The organism is Brumimicrobium aurantiacum, from assembly GCF_003402975.1.
Lineage (GTDB): Bacteria > Bacteroidota > Bacteroidia > Flavobacteriales_D > Crocinitomicaceae > Brumimicrobium > Brumimicrobium aurantiacum.
Window position 1 is genome coordinate 181,639 of record NZ_QURB01000007.1, and the last position, 17,052, is coordinate 198,690.

Genomic DNA, 17,052 nt, shown 5'->3' on the forward strand with positions numbered 1-17,052 from the left:
CTATGGAATCATTTTATTCAATTATCTATTATAAAACCAATCCATTAACGGATGAATTAGTGAGTATTGGAATTTTAGCTGGTGGAGGAGAAGGTCCATTTATGTTTGTTTCTGATGCAAGACTTGACTTGCTTAAGAAAACTTTACATCCCAATACATTTTTGTCTGTTCGTCGACACCTTAAATTTTTGCTTGAAAAGGTAAATAAACACCGTAATGAAGAAGGGGGGATTTTACTTTTTGATCCTATATTTTCTGTGGAACAAATGGAGTCTCTTGCTAAGAAAACCAAAGGAGCCATGGTGTATAGTCAACCCACAACAATTAATGAATGGCTAGATGAAAAGTTTTTTAAAAATCTATCAAACGCATTTTTCGGGGAGAATATCAAAAGTAAATCCAAAAAGAAAAAGGTTTTTCATTTAAAATGGAAAGCATTCTACAATTCTACTAAGTTTTTAGACTGGGAGAGAGATATTGCGATTTCTAATTTGATAGATTCCTCACCACTCAATATAAAAATTGACTTGGTGAATTTATCTAAGAAAGAAGTCATAAAAGGAATTGACTTTGATTTAAGTGAAACAAGCTTAAATAGAAAGCTTTATGAATTAGAGTTGATTGCTAATGCTTTACCCGATTATCAAGTTAAAGTTGTTTATCCCACGCCGAAGAAAAATACTGGTAAATCAGCCTTTGATACACTTCAAAAAAAGGAGATAGCTTTACAATTCGAAAAATTTAGTGAGTTAAAAAAAATGAACTAAATTCACATCATGAAAATATTATCACTACTCTTTCTCTTCATTACTTTTAATGTTTTTGCACAAGATTATAATTTAGACTCACTTTCACATGTCGATTATGATGCCCTACACTCAACCAAATTGAATGATGTTTGGGGTTATACCGATGAAAATGGAAATGAATATGCTTTAGTTGGTGCAAGAAAAGGTGTGGGGATTGTAGATATTAGTGATCCAGCAAATCCTGTTGAAGTATATTGGCACCAAGGATCCACAAGTGTATGGCGTGATATCAAAACTTACGGTGATTACGCGTATGTTACAACAGAAGAGAATGATGGGCTTTTAATTATTGATATGAGTCCATTGCCCAATAATCCTATTGTTGATGTAACAAATTATTATAGTAGTACCAGTTACTGGACTTCAGCACATAATCTTTACATAGATGAAAATGGATATGCTTATATTTTTGGAGCAAATCGAGGAAATGGTGGTGCTATTATCTTAGACGTTTTTACCAATCCTATGGCTCCAATTGAAGTTGGAAGTTTTGATGATTGGTATATACATGATGGTTATGTGGTTGAGGATACATTATACGCAGCACATGTAAATGATGGTTTCTTTACTATCATTGATGTGACAGATAAAATGAATCCAGTGGTATTGGGAAGTAAAGTAACGCCTTCAAGTTTTGCCCATAATATCTGGCCTACGGAGGATAGAAAATATGTTTTTACAACAGATGAAGTAAGCCGCGCTTTCCTTGCAGCTTATGATGTTTCAGATCCTAGTAATATTGTTGAAGTAGACAGAATTCAATCAAGTCCAGGTAGTGAAGTTGTTCCTCATAATGCACATGTTAATGGAGATTTCCTCTATACTTCTTATTATGCTGATGGAATTGTAATTCATGATATTTCAGATCCTGAAAACATGGTGGAAGTTGGACGATATGACACCTATCCAGGTACTGCTGATAATACGATTGGAAATTGGGGAGCTTTTCCTTTTTTTAATTCCGGGACGATTATCGCCACAGATATCGACAATGGTCTTTTTATTTTAGGGCCTAACTTTGATTATGCCTCAAAGGTAAATGGAACAATTACTGATGCCAATACCGGAAATCCAATTCAAGGAGCAGAAGTGACGATTTTAGGAGATGTTCAAAATGAATTCTCCAAAATTGATGGTAGCTATAAAACAGGAATTGGTATTGCTGGAAGTTATACTGTGCGTTATGAAAAGTATGGCTATGTTCCTCAAGAAATCAGCTTAAATCTAACTTCTGGAGTAAGTGTACAACAAGACGTTCAGTTGGTTCCTTTACCACAATATAATATTACGATAAATGTTGTGGACGAGTTGAATAATCCAGTTTTAGGTGCAAATGTAAAAATAAAACATGAAGGTGTTGTTTTTGAAATGCTTACAAATGGATTGGGTGAAGTTAACCAAAATGTAAGCTATGAAGATACATTTTTTGTAGCTGTTGGTCAATGGGGTAAAATTACAGAGTGTAGGGAGGCTGTCTTTAGTGAAACCAACAACAGTTTGACATTGACCTTGAAAGAAGGTTATATGGACGATTTCACTTTTGATTTTGAATGGTCAACTACCTCAACAGCTCAAATGGGAGATTGGGAACGAGCAGTTCCTTTTAATAATATAGAACCCGGTTTTCAAACTTCTCCAGATGGTGATAGTCCAAATGATTGTGGAGAATCTAGTTATGTTACAGGAAATGAATTGGAAAATGTAGTTTACGAAGGTGAAGTAACTTTGATTTCCCCTGTTTTCGACCTGACATCCTATTCAGATCCTTTTTTGAATTATGAAAGATGGTTCTTTTGTTATCACGGGTATGAAATATTTAACGATACGTTGAGAGTAGCCATCTCAAACGGAACTGAAATTGTTGAAATAGATAAGCAAGGTTCAGTTTTTTCTGAGCTGGGAGTTTGGACACCAAAGTCATTCAGAGTTTCTGATCATATTACCCCAACTTCAACAATGCAAATCTTTATTCAAACATCAAATTATGATGCGACAAATAATATCACCAATGCTGGTTTTGATAATTTCTATATTACCAATGAAAGTCCTTTGTATACTGAATATTTAAATCAAGAAGAATCAAATATCAGAATATATCCAAATCCTTTCGAAAATGTATTTATAATAGAAGGAGTAGAGGAGGAGACAACACAGGTAAAATTATATTCACTGGATGGTAAAGCATTGCCATTTTCATCAAGTTACGACGGAGGAAAAATGTATATCAATGGAGCGAAGCTTCCAAAAGGAAGTTATTTTTTACATATCAATGAAGAGGTTTTCACAATCATCAAATAATTACATTGAATTCAAAAGATGCTTTATTGAGAGTTATTTGGTTTCTTGAAAAAGATTTGCCATTCGATTACTAACCACAACAAAATGAAAATTAGTTGCACAGTTTGTAATTCGACACCTACATTCGCATGAAGAATGATATAAAAAATCAGATATATCATAATTGGATAAAGAATGCGAACAATAAACTTTGCACCAATTGAAAGCTGACTCACTTTTCTACGTAAATTTTCAAGCATGGAGATAGTTGTTATTTAGATTTTTGACATTCAATAAATTGTAGGCTTAAGACACATGCTTCATGAAGTTTGTTTGGCAATTCCTCTTCTTCGAAAGGGTGATGTGTACAAAATGTATGATTGGCATTTTTGATCACAATTAATTTTCCTTCTGTCCATAAGCTCAAAGCTTCAGATTCTGTTAAAGACACTGAGTCATCAATATCACCATGAAGATGTAAAGTAGGTACTTTGATATTACGTGCTTTCTTTTCGATATCTAAAGTTTCTTTATTTTCAATATAGTCTTCATAAAGCGAATAGTTATGAGGCATATCTTGCTTTGTACGTCCATTTTTTACAGTATAAAAACCTTTTTCTTTCCATTTCTGTAAAATTTCCCCTTCTGGGAATCGACTAGCAATATTCGAAATACTCCCCCAAGTTGTTACAGAAGTTACTCTTTCATCATCACTTGATAAGATAGAAATTCCGCCACCACGACTATGTCCGATTAAATGAACCTTTTTGTTACTTAAATCCACTTTTTTCTCTAGCCAGTCTAAAACATGTTTTACATCTTCAACTTCATAGGTGTATCTATTTTGAGCAAATGCCTCTAGATCGGGAAAATCAATACCCTCTTCAGCAGTTCCTCCGTTGTGACTCATATTGAATTTACAAAAGCCGATTCCATTGGAAACGAAAAAATCTTGAACTAGATTCCACGCTCCCCAGTCTTTAAAACCTTTGTAACCATGAATGAAAACAACAATATCGAAATATTCGAATCCTTCTGGTGATTCAAAATCAATTTGTGATTCACGACCTTTTGCACCAATATATTTCATATTTGTAAGCTTCATCTTCGATCTGTTTTTTTTGTAAATCTAAGAGATTTTATCAATTCTTCTTATTATTTCAATTCGAGAATAGATCTGTTTCGTTTCTTTAACCTTTGTTTTATTGTTTTCAATGAATAATTCTCCTTCCTTTTCGATTATCTTTATATTTTTGAACATCATGAAAAATTGGATTGTTGTATTAATACTCTCTTTCTTTATTCAAGCCTGTGGAATTTCGATGGGAGATAGAGTGGATAATGGAAACCTAAGTGTTTATTTTCTTGAAGACGTTGGTAAAAACAACGCAATTAAATTTTCAAGGTATTGGAAAAATAATGACTTAGTAGGAGAGCAAAAACAAGTAATTCAACTCGAAAGAATTGATGGTATAATAGTCATCAAGTTAATCGAACGCGAAATTTACCATGCTGATCCCTTCACCATAGAAGAGGAAGCAATGTTGCAAAATCTTGAAAGAGATTTAAAAAAGGAAGTGTTTGATGAAGATGTAGAAATTATGATCACTGACAACACCTTTCGACCAATAATTAAAAGACAATAAAATGAAAATTTCAGGCTCAATATATTCTGATAAAAATAGAAGTCTTCGAGATACTATACTAGATCTTGAAGCTCACCAAGTTGATTTGCTTCATGTAGATTGTAATGACGATGTAGCTGTTTTTGATGATATAGCTAAGATAAGAACTTGGTGCGATATGCCGATTGATCTACATATCATTACTGAAAATCCAGAGAAGTATTTTGATCTACTCCGAGAACATCCAGTAGAGTATGTAACTTTTCAATACGAACAATTACCAAAGAAATTAGAGATTCCTTCAGATATCAAAGGAGAAAAAGGTTTGGCGCTGATTACTCCAACGCCAGTTTCTGCTTTCGATGAATATGAATCGTTTGATTTTGTATTGTTTATGGCTACAATTCCAGGTCAAAGTGGAGGTGTTTTTGATCCAGAGAACTTTAGAAAAATCAGAACTTTTAAAAAGAAATATCCAGATAAAAACGTTCATGTTGATGGTGGAGTAAATGGAGAGGTTTCTTTTATATTGAGAAATATGGGAGTTCATTCGTCAGTTTCTGGAAGCTTTTTGTTTAAAGGTGCAAGTGTCGGTCACGCGCTAATGGATCTTACAAAAAGAGCGATAGAATCTCGTTTTAAGGTAAAGGATTTTATGATTCCTATAGAAGAATGTCCTGTTGTAGATATTGATGAAATGACTTTTAAACAAGTTTTGGAAGCCATAGAAAAAGGGAAGCAAGGATTTACCTTGATAGTGAAGAACGGTAGTTTTGAAGGAATAATTTCCAATGCTGATGTCAGAAAGGCTTTAATCAATAATTTTCAAGATATTCCCGGACTTGAGGTCAAGGAAATGATTAATAATAACCCAATTACAATTGATGCAGAAGCAAATGTGGACGAAATGCTCATTTTAGTTAGGGCTCAAAGTTTTCCAGTAATGTACCTACCTGTGATCAATAAAAACAATAAAGCTGAAGGAATCGTTAGTTTTATCAATTTAATAAAAGGAGAAATATGATATTAAAATTAAATACATCAATTAGTCAAGCAGAAGCAGCAAAAATAGCTGAAGAAATTAAAGCTTTTCACATTTCATATCAAGGAAGTGAACATTTAATTACTTCATCTTCTTTAAAAGAAGTGCCGGAAGAATTAAAAAGTAAGGTAGATCAAAACTGGGTGTTCCAAAACGATATGCAATTGGCTTCTCGCGAGTTTCAAGCGAAAACAAGAGAAATTAAGATTGGTGACTTAACAATTGGAGGTGATACAAATAATACCATTTTAATCGGTGGACCATGTTCTGTTGAATCTCTAGAACAGATTCAAGAAAGTGCTGGTTTAATTAAATCTTTAGGCTTAACCACATTACGTGGTGGTTGTTATAAACCTAGAACCTCGCCATATAGTTTTCAAGGCTTAGGATTAGAAGGTTTGAAATTGTTAGCCAAAATGCGTGAAGAACATGGTTTAAGTGTGATTACTGAGGTTCGCGATGCAACGCATGTGCAAGATGTTATTGAACATAGTGATATTATTCAGATTGGTGCTAAGGCAATGTATGATCAAGGGATTTTACGTGCTTGTGCAAAAATCAAAAAGCCTGTACTTTTAAAACGTGGATTTGGAACTACACTTCAAGAGTTTGTTCAAGCTGCTGAATTTATTCTCTCAGGTGGAAATGATCAAGTAATTTTATGTGAAAGAGGTATTCGTACTTTTGAAACGAAAACAAGATTTACACTTGATTTATGTGGTGTAGCTTACCTACAAGAGCATACAAATTTGCCTATTATACTTGATCCAAGTCATGCTTTAGGTTACCGCTATGGAATTGAAAAATTAGCCAAAGCATGTGTTGCAATGGGGATTGACGGGTTATTGATAGAAGCTCATCCAGATCCTTCTGTAGCGAAATCTGATGCCGCTCAACAATTGTCACATGATCAATTTAAGGCTTTAAAATCAGCAATAGAACCAGTTGCAAATAGTGTAGGTTATAAAATTGTATAATGAAATTATTGAAATCAAATTTAGAAGCTGAATTACAAAAAAGAAACTCTTCCTTAAGTGATTTCTTAAAAGAAAATGATGTGGCCAAAGTGGAAGATTTAACTTTGGGAACAGTGGAGCTTTTTTGTCATCGTGAAGGAATAAACTTAACTAATTTACTTTCATATAACTTAACAGTTGATAAAGCAAAAGCGAAGCAAATAAAGCTTTTAATTTTAGACGTTGATGGTGTGATGACTGATGCTGGAATGTTCTTCTCAGAAAACGGCGATCAAATCAAAAAATATAACGCCAAGGATGGTATGGCAATTATGGCTTTAAAAAAGTCAGGGGTTGATGTAGGAATTATTTCCTCAGGTTTTAAATTAGAAATGGTTAAGGCTAGGGCAGAGCTATTGATGATTGAACATTTGTATGTTGGACGAGATCCCAAACTAGACATCCTTAATGCTTGGTGTCAAAAATTAAACATTCAGCTTTCTGAAGTTGGTATCATTGGTGACGATATTAATGATCTCCCTGTAATGAAAAGTGTTGGATTTTCAGCTGCACCAGCTGACGCAGTTCCTGCAGTAAAGGAATATGTTGATTTGGTTTTATCTAAAGATGGCGGAAGAGGTTGTGTTCGTGAATTTATAGATCACTATTTATTGGATGAACCTTTATTAAGTAAATAAGGAATTGTGTAGGCCATTACAGTTTAACCTACACATTTTTTAGATTTTAAAAGGGGCTTAGAGGGAGGATTTGTGCTTATATTAATAAATTCTCCGTTTTTTCCTAAGGCTTTAAACGCAAAATCAAATCCTTGATCAAGTAATCGGTCTTTTTTCCTTCTCCATTTGGGTATCCTTGTTTCGTGTAGTTTCATATCTTCTTTTTATACAATAATAAGCAAGAATGATTCCATATTTTTAGAGAAGATACCTTGTGTACAATTTGTCTATTTAAAGGTGTTAAATGGGAAGTAAATGAGAAATGAGCATATAAAAAAAGCATCCTTAATAAAAGGATGCTTTTTAGTATGTCTGTTATAGATTAACCTAATTAACTTGCATAATCAAAACTCCTAATTGAGCATTTAACCCCATAATAGGTGTTGCCGCATAAGTTGAATTATCATATACTTTTGTCATTGGATTCTTAGCATTTACTAATTCAGTCTTACTAAAAACTGCCTCTTCATCTTTTTTGTTGGTACTTAAAATAGCCTTTCCAGTGGTGTGATCTACTAAAATTAATCGAGAAACATCAACATTTTTCAGTGACTGAATGAAATATTGATTTACTTGATTCATATTTTCATTAATCATTTCACTTCTAACCGCTAAAGCCAGTGTACTCACAAGTTGTTGTAGATGTTTTGCTTCAAGGCTTTTTAGTTGTTTTTCATGACTTACATTGATTTCAGTAATGTCCTTCTCGTATTTAGAAACTGTTGCGCGATTTTGAAAGTATCCCCATGCTACACTGACAATTAGTAATAAAAGTAAGAATAGGCTAAGGAAGTGTTTCTTCCAGAATGGTTTCTTCTTTTCGGCATTTATGCTAGCTTGATTTTTATTGTCTTCTTTCATTAATCTATTTTTTTAAGTTTAATACTTCCTTTAGGTGATTCAATTGTTAAATATAACCCTTCATGAGAATAGATAGGTTTACTTTTGAAAATTTCTAAAATTGTATTTTCGAGTTCAGTGGCCTCTCCACAAAACATACGTGTTGATGCTAATGGCTCAATAATCATTCTATTGTATTCAAAAGCTAAACTTCCATTAACTTGATTACAGCCAGCAAAACCACTCATTTTATTAGTTGACAAATTGAATTCGAAGTGAGGTCTTTCTTTCGGAAAATGATCTGTTGTCACCTTTTCACCATTCAATTGCTCTAATGCCCATATATCGTGCAGTTGTGGCTTTCCTCTATAAAATCCGCATCCAGAATAATCATAACCTTCTTTTTGGTCTGATTTTCTTAACATGATGTTTACGCGTTTTCCATTTTTTTCACAGTCCGCTATATCTATGCTCGCACGAAAAATTTGTGTAGCGTTTTGTGCAAAAATATTCACGATATCAGCTCCTTGAGCAATTTGACGGGTATTACTATCTGCCACAAAACTTATCTTGTTTTGTGTATCTGTGAAAACTATTTTTCCATCAAACGTTACAGAGAGTTTCCAGTTTTCATCACTGTTCTCTGCATAGAAATCTACACTACTAATATTTTGATGATCTGCTTTTATAACTTCAGTCTCCTTTGTGTTGCCACATGAGCTAAGCGTCATTAAGACACATGCGAAAAGTGCGTATGTTAATTTTTTCATTTTCATTTATATGTAATTGTTTTTATCGATTTTTAGCCAATCAGCAGTTGAGTTAGCAAAAATATCTTCTTTTACTTGTTTTGATAAATCACTATCTTCAATAAATTTACCTATTTCTAAATCTCCTAGTGGAAACGGGTAATCTGAACCTAAACAAATTTTTTCACTTCCTTGCATTTTGATAAGATATTTTAACATATCTATATCATGTGTGATACAATCTATCCAAAACTTACCAATATATTCTCTTGGATTTACTTGATTATCTATAGCTACCAAATCTGGTCGAGAATTGAAACCGTGTTCAACCCTTCCTATTGTGGATAAAAATGATCCACCTGCATGAGAGAAGCAAACCCTAAGGTCAGGAAGTTTTTCAAGTGTACCACTAAAAATTAATGAACATGCAGCTCTTGAAGTTTCTGCTGGCATACCTACCAACCACGGTAACCAATATTTTCGCATTTCATCAAATCCCATCATATCCCATGGGTGAATCATTACTGCCAATCCTAATCGCTCACATGCCTCAAAAATCGGGAAAAATCTTTCTTCACTTAGATTTAATCCGTTGATATTAGAACCAATTTGAATTCCTTTCATACCTAATTTTGCAATTCTCTCTAACTCCTGAATGGCTAAATCCGTATCTTGCATAGGAATAGTTCCTAATCCAATGTAATATTTGGGATATCTATCAACTAAATCAATGATATGATCGTTTAAAAATTGACTTACCTCTAATCCATCTTTAGGCTTTGCCCAATACGAAAATAATACAGGAATGGTACATACTACTTGAACTGAAGTATTGAAATCTTTATATTCTTTAATTCTCAAGTCTTCCTCCCAACAATTTTCTTTAATGGTTCTAAAGAACTTACCTCCTTGAATCATATCTGCTTTTCCATCATCCCTTTCCTTTAAAAAAATAAAATCACCATAACCAAATTTCTTAGTCCAGTCTGGTAAGGTTTTAGGAATAATGTGGGTGTGCATATCGATTTTTAGCATAGTTCTATTTTGTTTTTTATTCTTACGTTGGTTAATACTTTGTTCTATTATAAGTTGACAAAATACCAAAAAAAATAATAAATAGACATTCGATAAGTACACAATTGATGTTTATTCTAATATTCTTAATAAGATTGAGGATAGATATGATCATCAAGTAGTTTCATTATTTTTTTAAGTCCTTAATTAGATGGAGTTGTCCTTTTATACTGTCTGTTAAATAATTATCATTAATTTAATTATTTCACTATTTTTGATAACATGTACGTTTATAAATTATACACTTTAACAATTTTGATAGCTGTTTTAATGGCCTCATGTGGACCTGCTAGATTCGTTGAGCCTTTAGAAAGAAAACAAAATGCGGTATCCGTTGATTTGGGAGGTCCAGTTGTAGAGGTGCCTGGAGTAGCAACAACACCATTACCTTTTTCCTTAATTACCTATGGAAGAGGCTTGTCGCATCGTTTAACCTTGCATGGAAGTTGGTATACAACAGCAGCCGTTTTTGGTGTTGCTCAAATTGGTGGTGGAGCAACCTATGGTTTATGGAAAAGTGAAAATGAAAAACATGGTTTTACTTCAATGTTAGGTTTTACCTCAGCATTTGATGTTTTTGAAAATAATTTTAAGTTTTGGCCACAACTCGACGCTCATTATTTCTTGAAATATGATTTAAAAAAATTAAAGCAAGATGATTTATTGACCAATGGTAGATCTGTAGCGAATATGCTCTATTTTGGAGTTGGAACATGGTATGAATTAGATCGTGTTAAAGCACATAATGAAAAACAAGAAGATTTTGTGTTACCAATGATTAATGTTGGACATGATTTAAATTGGAAGAATTGGACATTAAAAACAGAGATCAAATTATTAGCCCCTTTCAATTCAAATAAGAATGTTGTTCTAGACTACAAAAGTTTAACTGGTGAATCTGGTGCTGTTGGCGTTTATCTAGGTGTACTTAAAAAGTTTTAAAATGAAAAATACTTTCAAATATATATTATTCATCTTTTTGATTGTTAGCTTGATGAGTTGTAGAAAAAGACTCGATAGCTTTCTTTTCAATAATGATAACAGTATTACTGAATATAAATTAGATAGCTATGGAGGTGAATTGTCTTTGGAACTTCCAATAGATTATTTAGTGCCAGATGATGATATTCATCTTTTTAGTTATTCAATTGAAGATAATGACCAAGAACTAGAAATTCAAGCAATTTTCGTAGGTGATTTGAATAAAATATCAAGTGATACGGTGATTTTGTATTGTCATGGAAACAAAGACCATATGGATCACTATTGGCCAAGGCAAAAAATATTGAGTCACCTTGGAAATCAAGGTCGTTTTGGCGTCTTAATGTTTGATTATCCTGGTTATGGTTTGTCGGAAGGAGAACCAACTGAGTCAAATATGTATGAAGCAACCAATGGTGCTTTAAATTGGTTGAAAGACCAAGGCTTAACCAATGATCGATTAGTGATTTATGGTTATTCTTTGGGGAGTGCACCAGCATCAAAATCAGTTGGGGATAAGCCATTTGTGATGAAACCTAGTAAAGTAATTCTAGAGGCTCCTTTTGCCAGTAGTGAAGTAATGGTTCAAGATGCATCAGTATTAAATATGCCTGGAAGTTACTTTGTAAATACAAAAATTGACAACGCAGAACAAATCAAAAAGTGTGAAGTACCTTTATATTGGTTACATGGCGTTAACGATGATTTTTTAGCTATGGAAACTCATGGAAGAGTGGTCTATAATAATCATACTTCAAGTTGGAAGCAAAAAAATGAGGTATCTGTCGCAGGGCATAATGATGTTCCAATATTCATGGGCTTAGATGTTTATTCCGAAAGTTTGCTCTCATTTATTATAAAATAATTAAATCAAATTATAAAAAAGACAACTATGACCAAACCAATATCGTTAACTATATAAACCAATAATATCTACAAAAATGTTGAATAAAATAATTTTAGGTATCTCATCACTATTTGTGACTGCAACAGTGTTCTCTCAAACCACAGTTTGTCTAGGAACTGATGTTAGTGCTTGTGTCGGATCACCCGTTACAATCGAGACATGTCCAGGAGGAGGTTTAAATTCCTCAATATATACGCTTACAAATCCATCTTCCTATTCTTTAGGAGATGATGATTTTACGCAATTGATTAATCTAGGATTTAACTTTGAATTTTACGGAAATACATATTCTCAAATTACAGTGAGTGACAATGGTCACGTAAGTTTTAATACTGCCAATGCCAATGGTTATTCTTCATGGGTTGTTGACAATATTCCTTCAACAACTCCATCTGCAATGAATTCTATTATGGCAGTTTGGCAGGATTTATACCAGCCGGCTGGTGGAAGTATTTATTATGAGACTATAGGTACAGCACCAAATAGAATAGGTGTAATTTATTGGGATGGTTTGTCAATGTTCTCACCTTCATGTCAAACGCCAAACCTTTGTTATACAGGCTCAGTTTTACTTTTTGAAGGAACAAATGTTATAGAAACACATATTTCAAATAAAACAACTTGTAATGCTTGGGGGAGTGGTTTAGCAACACACGGATTGAATAATATCAATGGAACTGTTGCTCATGCTGTACCTGGAAGAAATAACTCAGTATTTAGTATTCAAAATGATGGATATAGGTTTACTCCTGATGGATCAGGAGGATATAATTTAAACCCAATTCCTTTTAGTTTAGTAACAACTTCTACAAATAATGGTATTGTTTGGAACTCGACAAATGGAGCATCATTTCCTTACAATAATGGTGTATTAAATACAACGGTTCAAAATGGAACGGTTGGATACTTTATTGCTAGTTCAACTTGTGGTACAGGTGTAGGAGCATTATCTGATACAACTTTTGTTACAGGTTTGACTTCTAGCGTTAATGCTACTGCGGTTGATGATATTTGTAGTGCAAATGTTGGAAGTGTAACTGCTACCCCGGTAACAGGTGCCGCGCCATACACTTATTTGTGGCCAGGTTTAAATAATGCAACTACCCAAACGGTAAATAATGTTGGAGCAGGGACTTATACAGTTGAAATGACAGATGCTAATGGTTGTCTAAGTACTACAAATGTTACGGTTGGAGATACACCGGCAACTTTCCCAACGAGTTTTACTCAAGTTTCCTGTCCAGGAGGTTCTGATGGGACCGCAACTGCTTCAATGCAACCTATTCAAGGTACTGTGACTTATCAATGGAATGACCCTAATGCCCAAACAACAAGTACGGCTACAGGATTAGAAGCGGGTACTTATGAATGTATAGTGACTTCAAGCGTTGGTTGTGCTGATACTGTTTCTGTTACAGTAACTGAAATACCAGGTATGGTTGTAAATATTGTAAATCAAGTAGATGTTACTTGTAATAGTGGAAATGATGGTATTGCTGAGGTAAGTGTTACAGATGGAACGGCTCCATATACTTATAGTTGGAATGGTTCAAGTTCAACTACCGAAGAAGCAACAGATTTATTCGTTGGAACATCAACAGTAACCATTACTGATGCAAACGGCTGTGTTGTATCTCAAGATGTAACTCTTGGTGAGCCTGACCGTTTATTAATTGCACAAAAATCTCAGGATACTGTAATTTGTATTGGAGATTCTGTAAATCTTTTCGCAACTGGAACGGGAGGTAGCAGCCAGTATAACTTTACATGGACTGACAATGGTCAAAATGTAGGTATGGGAGGTTCTATCTTTGTAACACCGTCTTCTGATTCTACTCAGTATCGAGTAATCCTTACCGAGCAATGTGGTTCTCCAGCAGATACTTCTTATGTAGTTGTGAAGCACCCATTAGATGTAAATGTTGGTTTATCTCCTGATGTTACTGGAGCATGTTTCCCAGTTGAAGTCAATTTTGATAATGTAACCGTGACAGGTGAAACAATCGATTATACAATTTGGGGCTACAGTGATGGTGAACAAGACACAATTTATGGTCAAAATCCAGCTTATCATGAATTTGATGAAGGAACGTGGGATGTGACTATGGAAGTAGTTATTGATAGAGGATGTAGATATGTGGATACGTTCCCAAGTTTAGTCGAAGGTTATTCATACCCAGAAGCGAACTTCTACACCAATCCAAATCCAGCATCCATTTTTGAACCTGAGGTAAATGCATTTAGTCAATCAGGAAGTAATATTGTTTCTTACAATTGGTTGGCAGAAGGAGCAGATCCAGAGTTTGCAACATCACAAAACCCAACTTTTGTTTATCCTTCAGAAGTACAAAACTACCCTTTAATTTTGGTTGTAGAGAATGGCTTTGGATGTACAGATACTTTAGAAAAACTTGTAAGAATAGAAAATGAGGTGCTGATCTTTGCTCCGAATACATTCACTCCAGATGGAGATGGATTAAACGATAGATGGAAAGTTGAAATTTTAGGTATTGATGTTCAAAATTTCAGATTGCAAATCTTCAATAGATGGGGTGAAAAAGTTTTCGAATCACTTGACCCAAATGCAGAATGGGACGGAACTTATGGTGATAAAATTGTAAAAGAAGGAACATATATTTGGACAATTACCGCTAATGATTATGAAAATGATAACAAATATGAATTTAATGGTTCTATCAATGTTATAGAATAAGAACTTATTTTCTAGTATTCTAGAGGCTGTCTTTTTATAAAGGCAGCCTTTTTTTATGGAATAGTGATTTTTGCTTTTTCATTATTCTTCCCTTTATTTAATGTGTCAATAAATAAGTATTTATATTTGTATTTCATGGAAATATGCTAAATGGATCATTTAACACAAAGTGAAGAAAACTATATAAAGGCTATATATTACCTACAAAAGGTTCTGAAGAAGTCCGTTGGAACGAACAGCCTTGCTGAAAAAATGGATACTAAGGCCAGTTCGGTAACTGATATGGTACGCAGATTATCTGAAAAGTCTTTGATTGTATATGAAAAGTACAAAGGCTGTAAACTTACCAATACGGGAGAAAGTGTTGCATTAAAAACAATTCGTAAGCATAGACTTTGGGAAACTTTTTTAGTAGAAAAATTAAATTTTGGTTGGGAAGAGGTTCATGAAATTGCAGAACAGTTGGAACATATCCAATCAATAAAATTAACTGATAAGTTAGATGCATTTTTAGATTTCCCAAAATTTGATCCACATGGAGACCCTATTCCAGATAAAGATGGTCAATTCTCCCAAAGAGAGGAAACTTATAAATTGATCGATTTTAAATTGAATACTCCATCTATCGTAATTGGTGTAGATGATAATTCAGCGTCCTTCCTAAAATATCTTGATAAACATGGAATTAAGTTAGGTGTTTCATTAACTGTACTTGATCGATTTGAATTTGATAATTCAACTGAGGTTTTGCTTAATGGTGAGAAATTAAACTTATCAGCCGCTGCATCATCAAAGATTACTGTTCAAGTGAAATAAAATTACAAGCAATGACTTTACCTTCAGTACCGTTAACAGACCTTAATGATGAATCATTTACGCTTTCTTCTTTAATTCAAAAGAATAAACTCAATTTGATTTTGTTTTACAATACCAACTGTCTTGGTTGTACAGGTAGAGCAATACCTTTGGCATACAAACTTCATCAGAAACATTCGAATATTGCTTTAACTGTGATTCATTCCAATTTTATGAAAAAACCGTTTACAAAAGATGAGATATTGTCGGTTTTCACAGATCAAAAAAGTCCAATTCCTATTTATAGTGAATTGAATCATGAGCTATATGATTTTTTTGAATGTGAAGGAACTCCTCATTGGATTTTAATGAATGATCAACAAGAGATTCTTTACTCTTTTTTTGGGTCACAAGATGGTGCTCAAATAAAACTACAATACGCTATAGAAGAGTATGCTTCGCAGTTATCCTAAATATCCTGTTTACAACTTTAACAATTATTAAATTACAACTTTTATATTTCCTTTAATTTTGCCACTCACATTAAATAAAAATTAATGAAGTTTCTTTTCGTTTTTTGTTGTTTATATATTTCAACAGGATTTACTTTCTCCCAAATAGTTAAGGATACAATAGATTCTCCTAATGGAAAAATTCTAATGTACACCAACCAAACATGGGAATATCTTCATGACCAAAATTTTGATGGTGTGCTCAATGAAGCTGTTGAAGAATATTTTTCAAAGGATACGCTTTCAAATTTCACTTGGCCTTGGAATAGCAATATTTGTTACTCTTCGAATCGATCAAATGATATGACCATGATGAAAGACACGCTATGGTTATGTGTGACTGATTCAGTAAACTCAGACTTCGTGATTCCATTTGATGGAAAAATCACTTCACGTTATGGTTACAGAAGAGGTCGCTACCATAATGGAATTGACATTAGTTTGAATACTGGTGATACTGTTGTTGCTGCTTTTGACGGGAAAGTTAGATACTCAAAAATGAATCGTGCAGGTTTTGGAAACTTAGTGATCATACGTCATTTTAACGGATTAGAAACTTACTATGCACATTTATCTAAACGAAGTGTAGTACCAAATCAATATGTAAAAGCAGGAGAAATGATTGGGTTAGGTGGAAATACAGGGCGTTCTTATGGAGCGCATTTGCATTTTGAAACCCGTTTTTATGATGCCCCAATAAATCCTGAAGAATTTATTGATTTCGAAAATAAAACGATTCGCAATGAAAACCTATTTGTTCATCGTGGTTTATTTATTCCAGGTATTGCTCCAACTCATAAGTTAATGGAGAAGTATAAAACGAATGGAAGTCCAGCGTCACTAATGGCTGCTATGGAAAAGGAATCTTATTACCATATTAAAAGTGGAGATACACTTGGTGCTATAGCCCGCAGGAACAATACTTCTGTTAGTCAGTTATGTAAATTGAATAACATCAGTACTTCGACAACGTTAAGGATAGGTCGTAGGATTCGTGTAAGATAAAAAATCCTAAAACTGACAGAAAATCATCTT

Annotated in this window: 17 protein-coding genes; 12 read left to right on the forward strand and 5 right to left on the reverse strand. The window is 33.6% G+C overall.

Features of this window, described 5'->3' with window-relative positions:
* Positions 1–2 precede the first annotated feature (2 nt).
* Positions 3–767: a hypothetical protein gene (locus tag DXU93_RS11810; protein ID WP_116881500.1), complete on the forward strand. Its 765-nt coding sequence runs from the start codon at positions 3–5 to the stop codon at positions 765–767.
* 9 nt (positions 768–776) lie between these two features.
* Positions 777–3,107 carry a choice-of-anchor B family protein gene (locus tag DXU93_RS11815; protein ID WP_116881501.1) on the forward strand — a complete coding sequence of 777 codons (2,331 nt, stop codon included), beginning with the start codon at positions 777–779 and terminating at the stop codon, positions 3,105–3,107.
* A gap of 23 nt (positions 3,108–3,130) precedes the next feature.
* Here the strand turns inward: DXU93_RS11815 and DXU93_RS11820 are convergent, their stop codons facing one another.
* Together DXU93_RS11820 and DXU93_RS11825 are read right to left on the reverse strand one after the other, a co-directional pair.
* Positions 3,131–3,346 carry a hypothetical protein gene (locus DXU93_RS11820; RefSeq protein WP_116881502.1) on the reverse strand — a complete coding sequence of 72 codons (216 nt, stop codon included), beginning with the start codon at positions 3,344–3,346 and terminating at the stop codon, positions 3,131–3,133.
* A gap of 11 nt (positions 3,347–3,357) precedes the next feature.
* A complete protein-coding gene (locus DXU93_RS11825) occupies positions 3,358–4,191 on the reverse strand; it encodes an alpha/beta hydrolase family protein (RefSeq protein ID WP_116881503.1) in 834 nt (277 codons plus the stop codon).
* A gap of 157 nt (positions 4,192–4,348) precedes the next feature.
* Between DXU93_RS11825 and DXU93_RS11830 the strand changes: the two genes are divergently transcribed.
* From DXU93_RS11830 to DXU93_RS11845, 4 genes are read left to right on the forward strand one after another with little or no spacing between them, the layout of a single operon-like run.
* Complete coding sequence (locus DXU93_RS11830; protein ID WP_116881504.1) at positions 4,349–4,732, forward strand: hypothetical protein; 384 nt, start codon at positions 4,349–4,351, stop codon at positions 4,730–4,732.
* Position 4,733: 1 nt separating this feature from the next.
* Entirely contained in the window at positions 4,734–5,735 is a 1,002-nt protein-coding gene (locus DXU93_RS11835; RefSeq protein WP_116881505.1) for a CBS domain-containing protein, read from the forward strand.
* Positions 5,732–6,730, forward strand: coding sequence for a 3-deoxy-7-phosphoheptulonate synthase (aroF, locus tag DXU93_RS11840; RefSeq protein WP_116881506.1), 999 nt, complete (start codon positions 5,732–5,734; stop codon positions 6,728–6,730). The genes DXU93_RS11835 and aroF overlap by 4 nt, the downstream gene beginning before the upstream one ends.
* Complete coding sequence (locus DXU93_RS11845; protein WP_116881507.1) at positions 6,730–7,407, forward strand: KdsC family phosphatase; 678 nt, start codon at positions 6,730–6,732, stop codon at positions 7,405–7,407. Before aroF ends, DXU93_RS11845 begins: the two co-directional genes overlap by 1 nt.
* 366 nt (positions 7,408–7,773) lie before the next feature.
* Here the strand turns inward: DXU93_RS11845 and DXU93_RS11850 are convergent, their stop codons facing one another.
* The 3 genes from DXU93_RS11850 to DXU93_RS11860 are packed head-to-tail and all read right to left on the reverse strand — an operon-like array spanning position 7,774 to position 10,070.
* Positions 7,774–8,307, reverse strand: a complete 534-nt coding sequence (locus DXU93_RS11850; RefSeq protein WP_116881508.1) for a hypothetical protein — start codon at positions 8,305–8,307, stop codon at positions 7,774–7,776.
* Complete coding sequence (locus DXU93_RS11855; RefSeq protein WP_116881509.1) at positions 8,307–9,062, reverse strand: META domain-containing protein; 756 nt, start codon at positions 9,060–9,062, stop codon at positions 8,307–8,309. The genes DXU93_RS11850 and DXU93_RS11855 overlap by 1 nt, the downstream gene beginning before the upstream one ends.
* Positions 9,063–10,070, reverse strand: coding sequence for an amidohydrolase family protein (locus DXU93_RS11860; protein ID WP_205679265.1), 1,008 nt, complete (start codon positions 10,068–10,070; stop codon positions 9,063–9,065). It lies immediately after the preceding gene.
* 261 nt (positions 10,071–10,331) lie between these two features.
* Here DXU93_RS11860 and DXU93_RS11865 point away from each other — a divergent pair, with 261 nt between their 5' ends.
* From DXU93_RS11865 to DXU93_RS11890, 6 genes are all read left to right on the forward strand, one after another.
* Positions 10,332–11,051: a hypothetical protein gene (locus DXU93_RS11865; protein ID WP_116881510.1), complete on the forward strand. Its 720-nt coding sequence runs from the start codon at positions 10,332–10,334 to the stop codon at positions 11,049–11,051.
* A gap of 1 nt (position 11,052) precedes the next feature.
* Positions 11,053–11,955, forward strand: coding sequence for an alpha/beta hydrolase (locus DXU93_RS11870; protein WP_116881511.1), 903 nt, complete (start codon positions 11,053–11,055; stop codon positions 11,953–11,955).
* Positions 11,956–12,031: 76 nt separating this feature from the next.
* Entirely contained in the window at positions 12,032–14,710 is a 2,679-nt protein-coding gene (locus DXU93_RS11875) for a T9SS type B sorting domain-containing protein (protein WP_116881512.1), read from the forward strand.
* Between the two features lie 150 nt (positions 14,711–14,860).
* Positions 14,861–15,526, forward strand: coding sequence for a metal-dependent transcriptional regulator (locus tag DXU93_RS11880; RefSeq protein ID WP_116881513.1), 666 nt, complete (start codon positions 14,861–14,863; stop codon positions 15,524–15,526).
* 11 nt (positions 15,527–15,537) lie between these two features.
* Positions 15,538–15,978, forward strand: coding sequence for a peroxiredoxin family protein (locus tag DXU93_RS11885; RefSeq protein WP_116881514.1), 441 nt, complete (start codon positions 15,538–15,540; stop codon positions 15,976–15,978).
* A gap of 84 nt (positions 15,979–16,062) precedes the next feature.
* Complete coding sequence (locus tag DXU93_RS11890; protein WP_116881515.1) at positions 16,063–17,022, forward strand: M23 family metallopeptidase; 960 nt, start codon at positions 16,063–16,065, stop codon at positions 17,020–17,022.
* The last annotated feature ends 30 nt before the right edge of the window (positions 17,023–17,052 follow it).

What these genes read in the sequence shown, in the direction of transcription:
- DXU93_RS11825 (WP_116881503.1), bottom strand. Translation starts at nt 4,191, where the DNA reads ATGAAGCTTACAAATATGAAATATATTGGTGCAAAAGGTCGTGAATCA.
- DXU93_RS11880 (WP_116881513.1), top strand. Translation starts at nt 14,861, where the DNA reads ATGGATCATTTAACACAAAGTGAAGAAAACTATATAAAGGCTATATAT.
- DXU93_RS11835 (WP_116881505.1), top strand. Translation starts at nt 4,734, where the DNA reads ATGAAAATTTCAGGCTCAATATATTCTGATAAAAATAGAAGTCTTCGA.
- DXU93_RS11885 (WP_116881514.1), top strand. Translation starts at nt 15,538, where the DNA reads ATGACTTTACCTTCAGTACCGTTAACAGACCTTAATGATGAATCATTT.
- DXU93_RS11810 (WP_116881500.1), top strand. Translation starts at nt 3, where the DNA reads ATGGAATCATTTTATTCAATTATCTATTATAAAACCAATCCATTAACG.
- DXU93_RS11830 (WP_116881504.1), top strand. Translation starts at nt 4,349, where the DNA reads ATGAAAAATTGGATTGTTGTATTAATACTCTCTTTCTTTATTCAAGCC.
- DXU93_RS11850 (WP_116881508.1), bottom strand. Translation starts at nt 8,307, where the DNA reads ATGAAAGAAGACAATAAAAATCAAGCTAGCATAAATGCCGAAAAGAAG.
- DXU93_RS11875 (WP_116881512.1), top strand. Translation starts at nt 12,032, where the DNA reads ATGTTGAATAAAATAATTTTAGGTATCTCATCACTATTTGTGACTGCA.
- DXU93_RS11845 (WP_116881507.1), top strand. Translation starts at nt 6,730, where the DNA reads ATGAAATTATTGAAATCAAATTTAGAAGCTGAATTACAAAAAAGAAAC.
- aroF (WP_116881506.1), top strand. Translation starts at nt 5,732, where the DNA reads ATGATATTAAAATTAAATACATCAATTAGTCAAGCAGAAGCAGCAAAA.
- DXU93_RS11865 (WP_116881510.1), top strand. Translation starts at nt 10,332, where the DNA reads ATGTACGTTTATAAATTATACACTTTAACAATTTTGATAGCTGTTTTA.
- DXU93_RS11890 (WP_116881515.1), top strand. Translation starts at nt 16,063, where the DNA reads ATGAAGTTTCTTTTCGTTTTTTGTTGTTTATATATTTCAACAGGATTT.
- DXU93_RS11820 (WP_116881502.1), bottom strand. Translation starts at nt 3,346, where the DNA reads ATGCTTGAAAATTTACGTAGAAAAGTGAGTCAGCTTTCAATTGGTGCA.
- DXU93_RS11855 (WP_116881509.1), bottom strand. Translation starts at nt 9,062, where the DNA reads ATGAAAATGAAAAAATTAACATACGCACTTTTCGCATGTGTCTTAATG.
- DXU93_RS11815 (WP_116881501.1), top strand. Translation starts at nt 777, where the DNA reads ATGAAAATATTATCACTACTCTTTCTCTTCATTACTTTTAATGTTTTT.
- DXU93_RS11870 (WP_116881511.1), top strand. Translation starts at nt 11,053, where the DNA reads ATGAAAAATACTTTCAAATATATATTATTCATCTTTTTGATTGTTAGC.
- DXU93_RS11860 (WP_205679265.1), bottom strand. Translation starts at nt 10,070, where the DNA reads ATGCTAAAAATCGATATGCACACCCACATTATTCCTAAAACCTTACCA.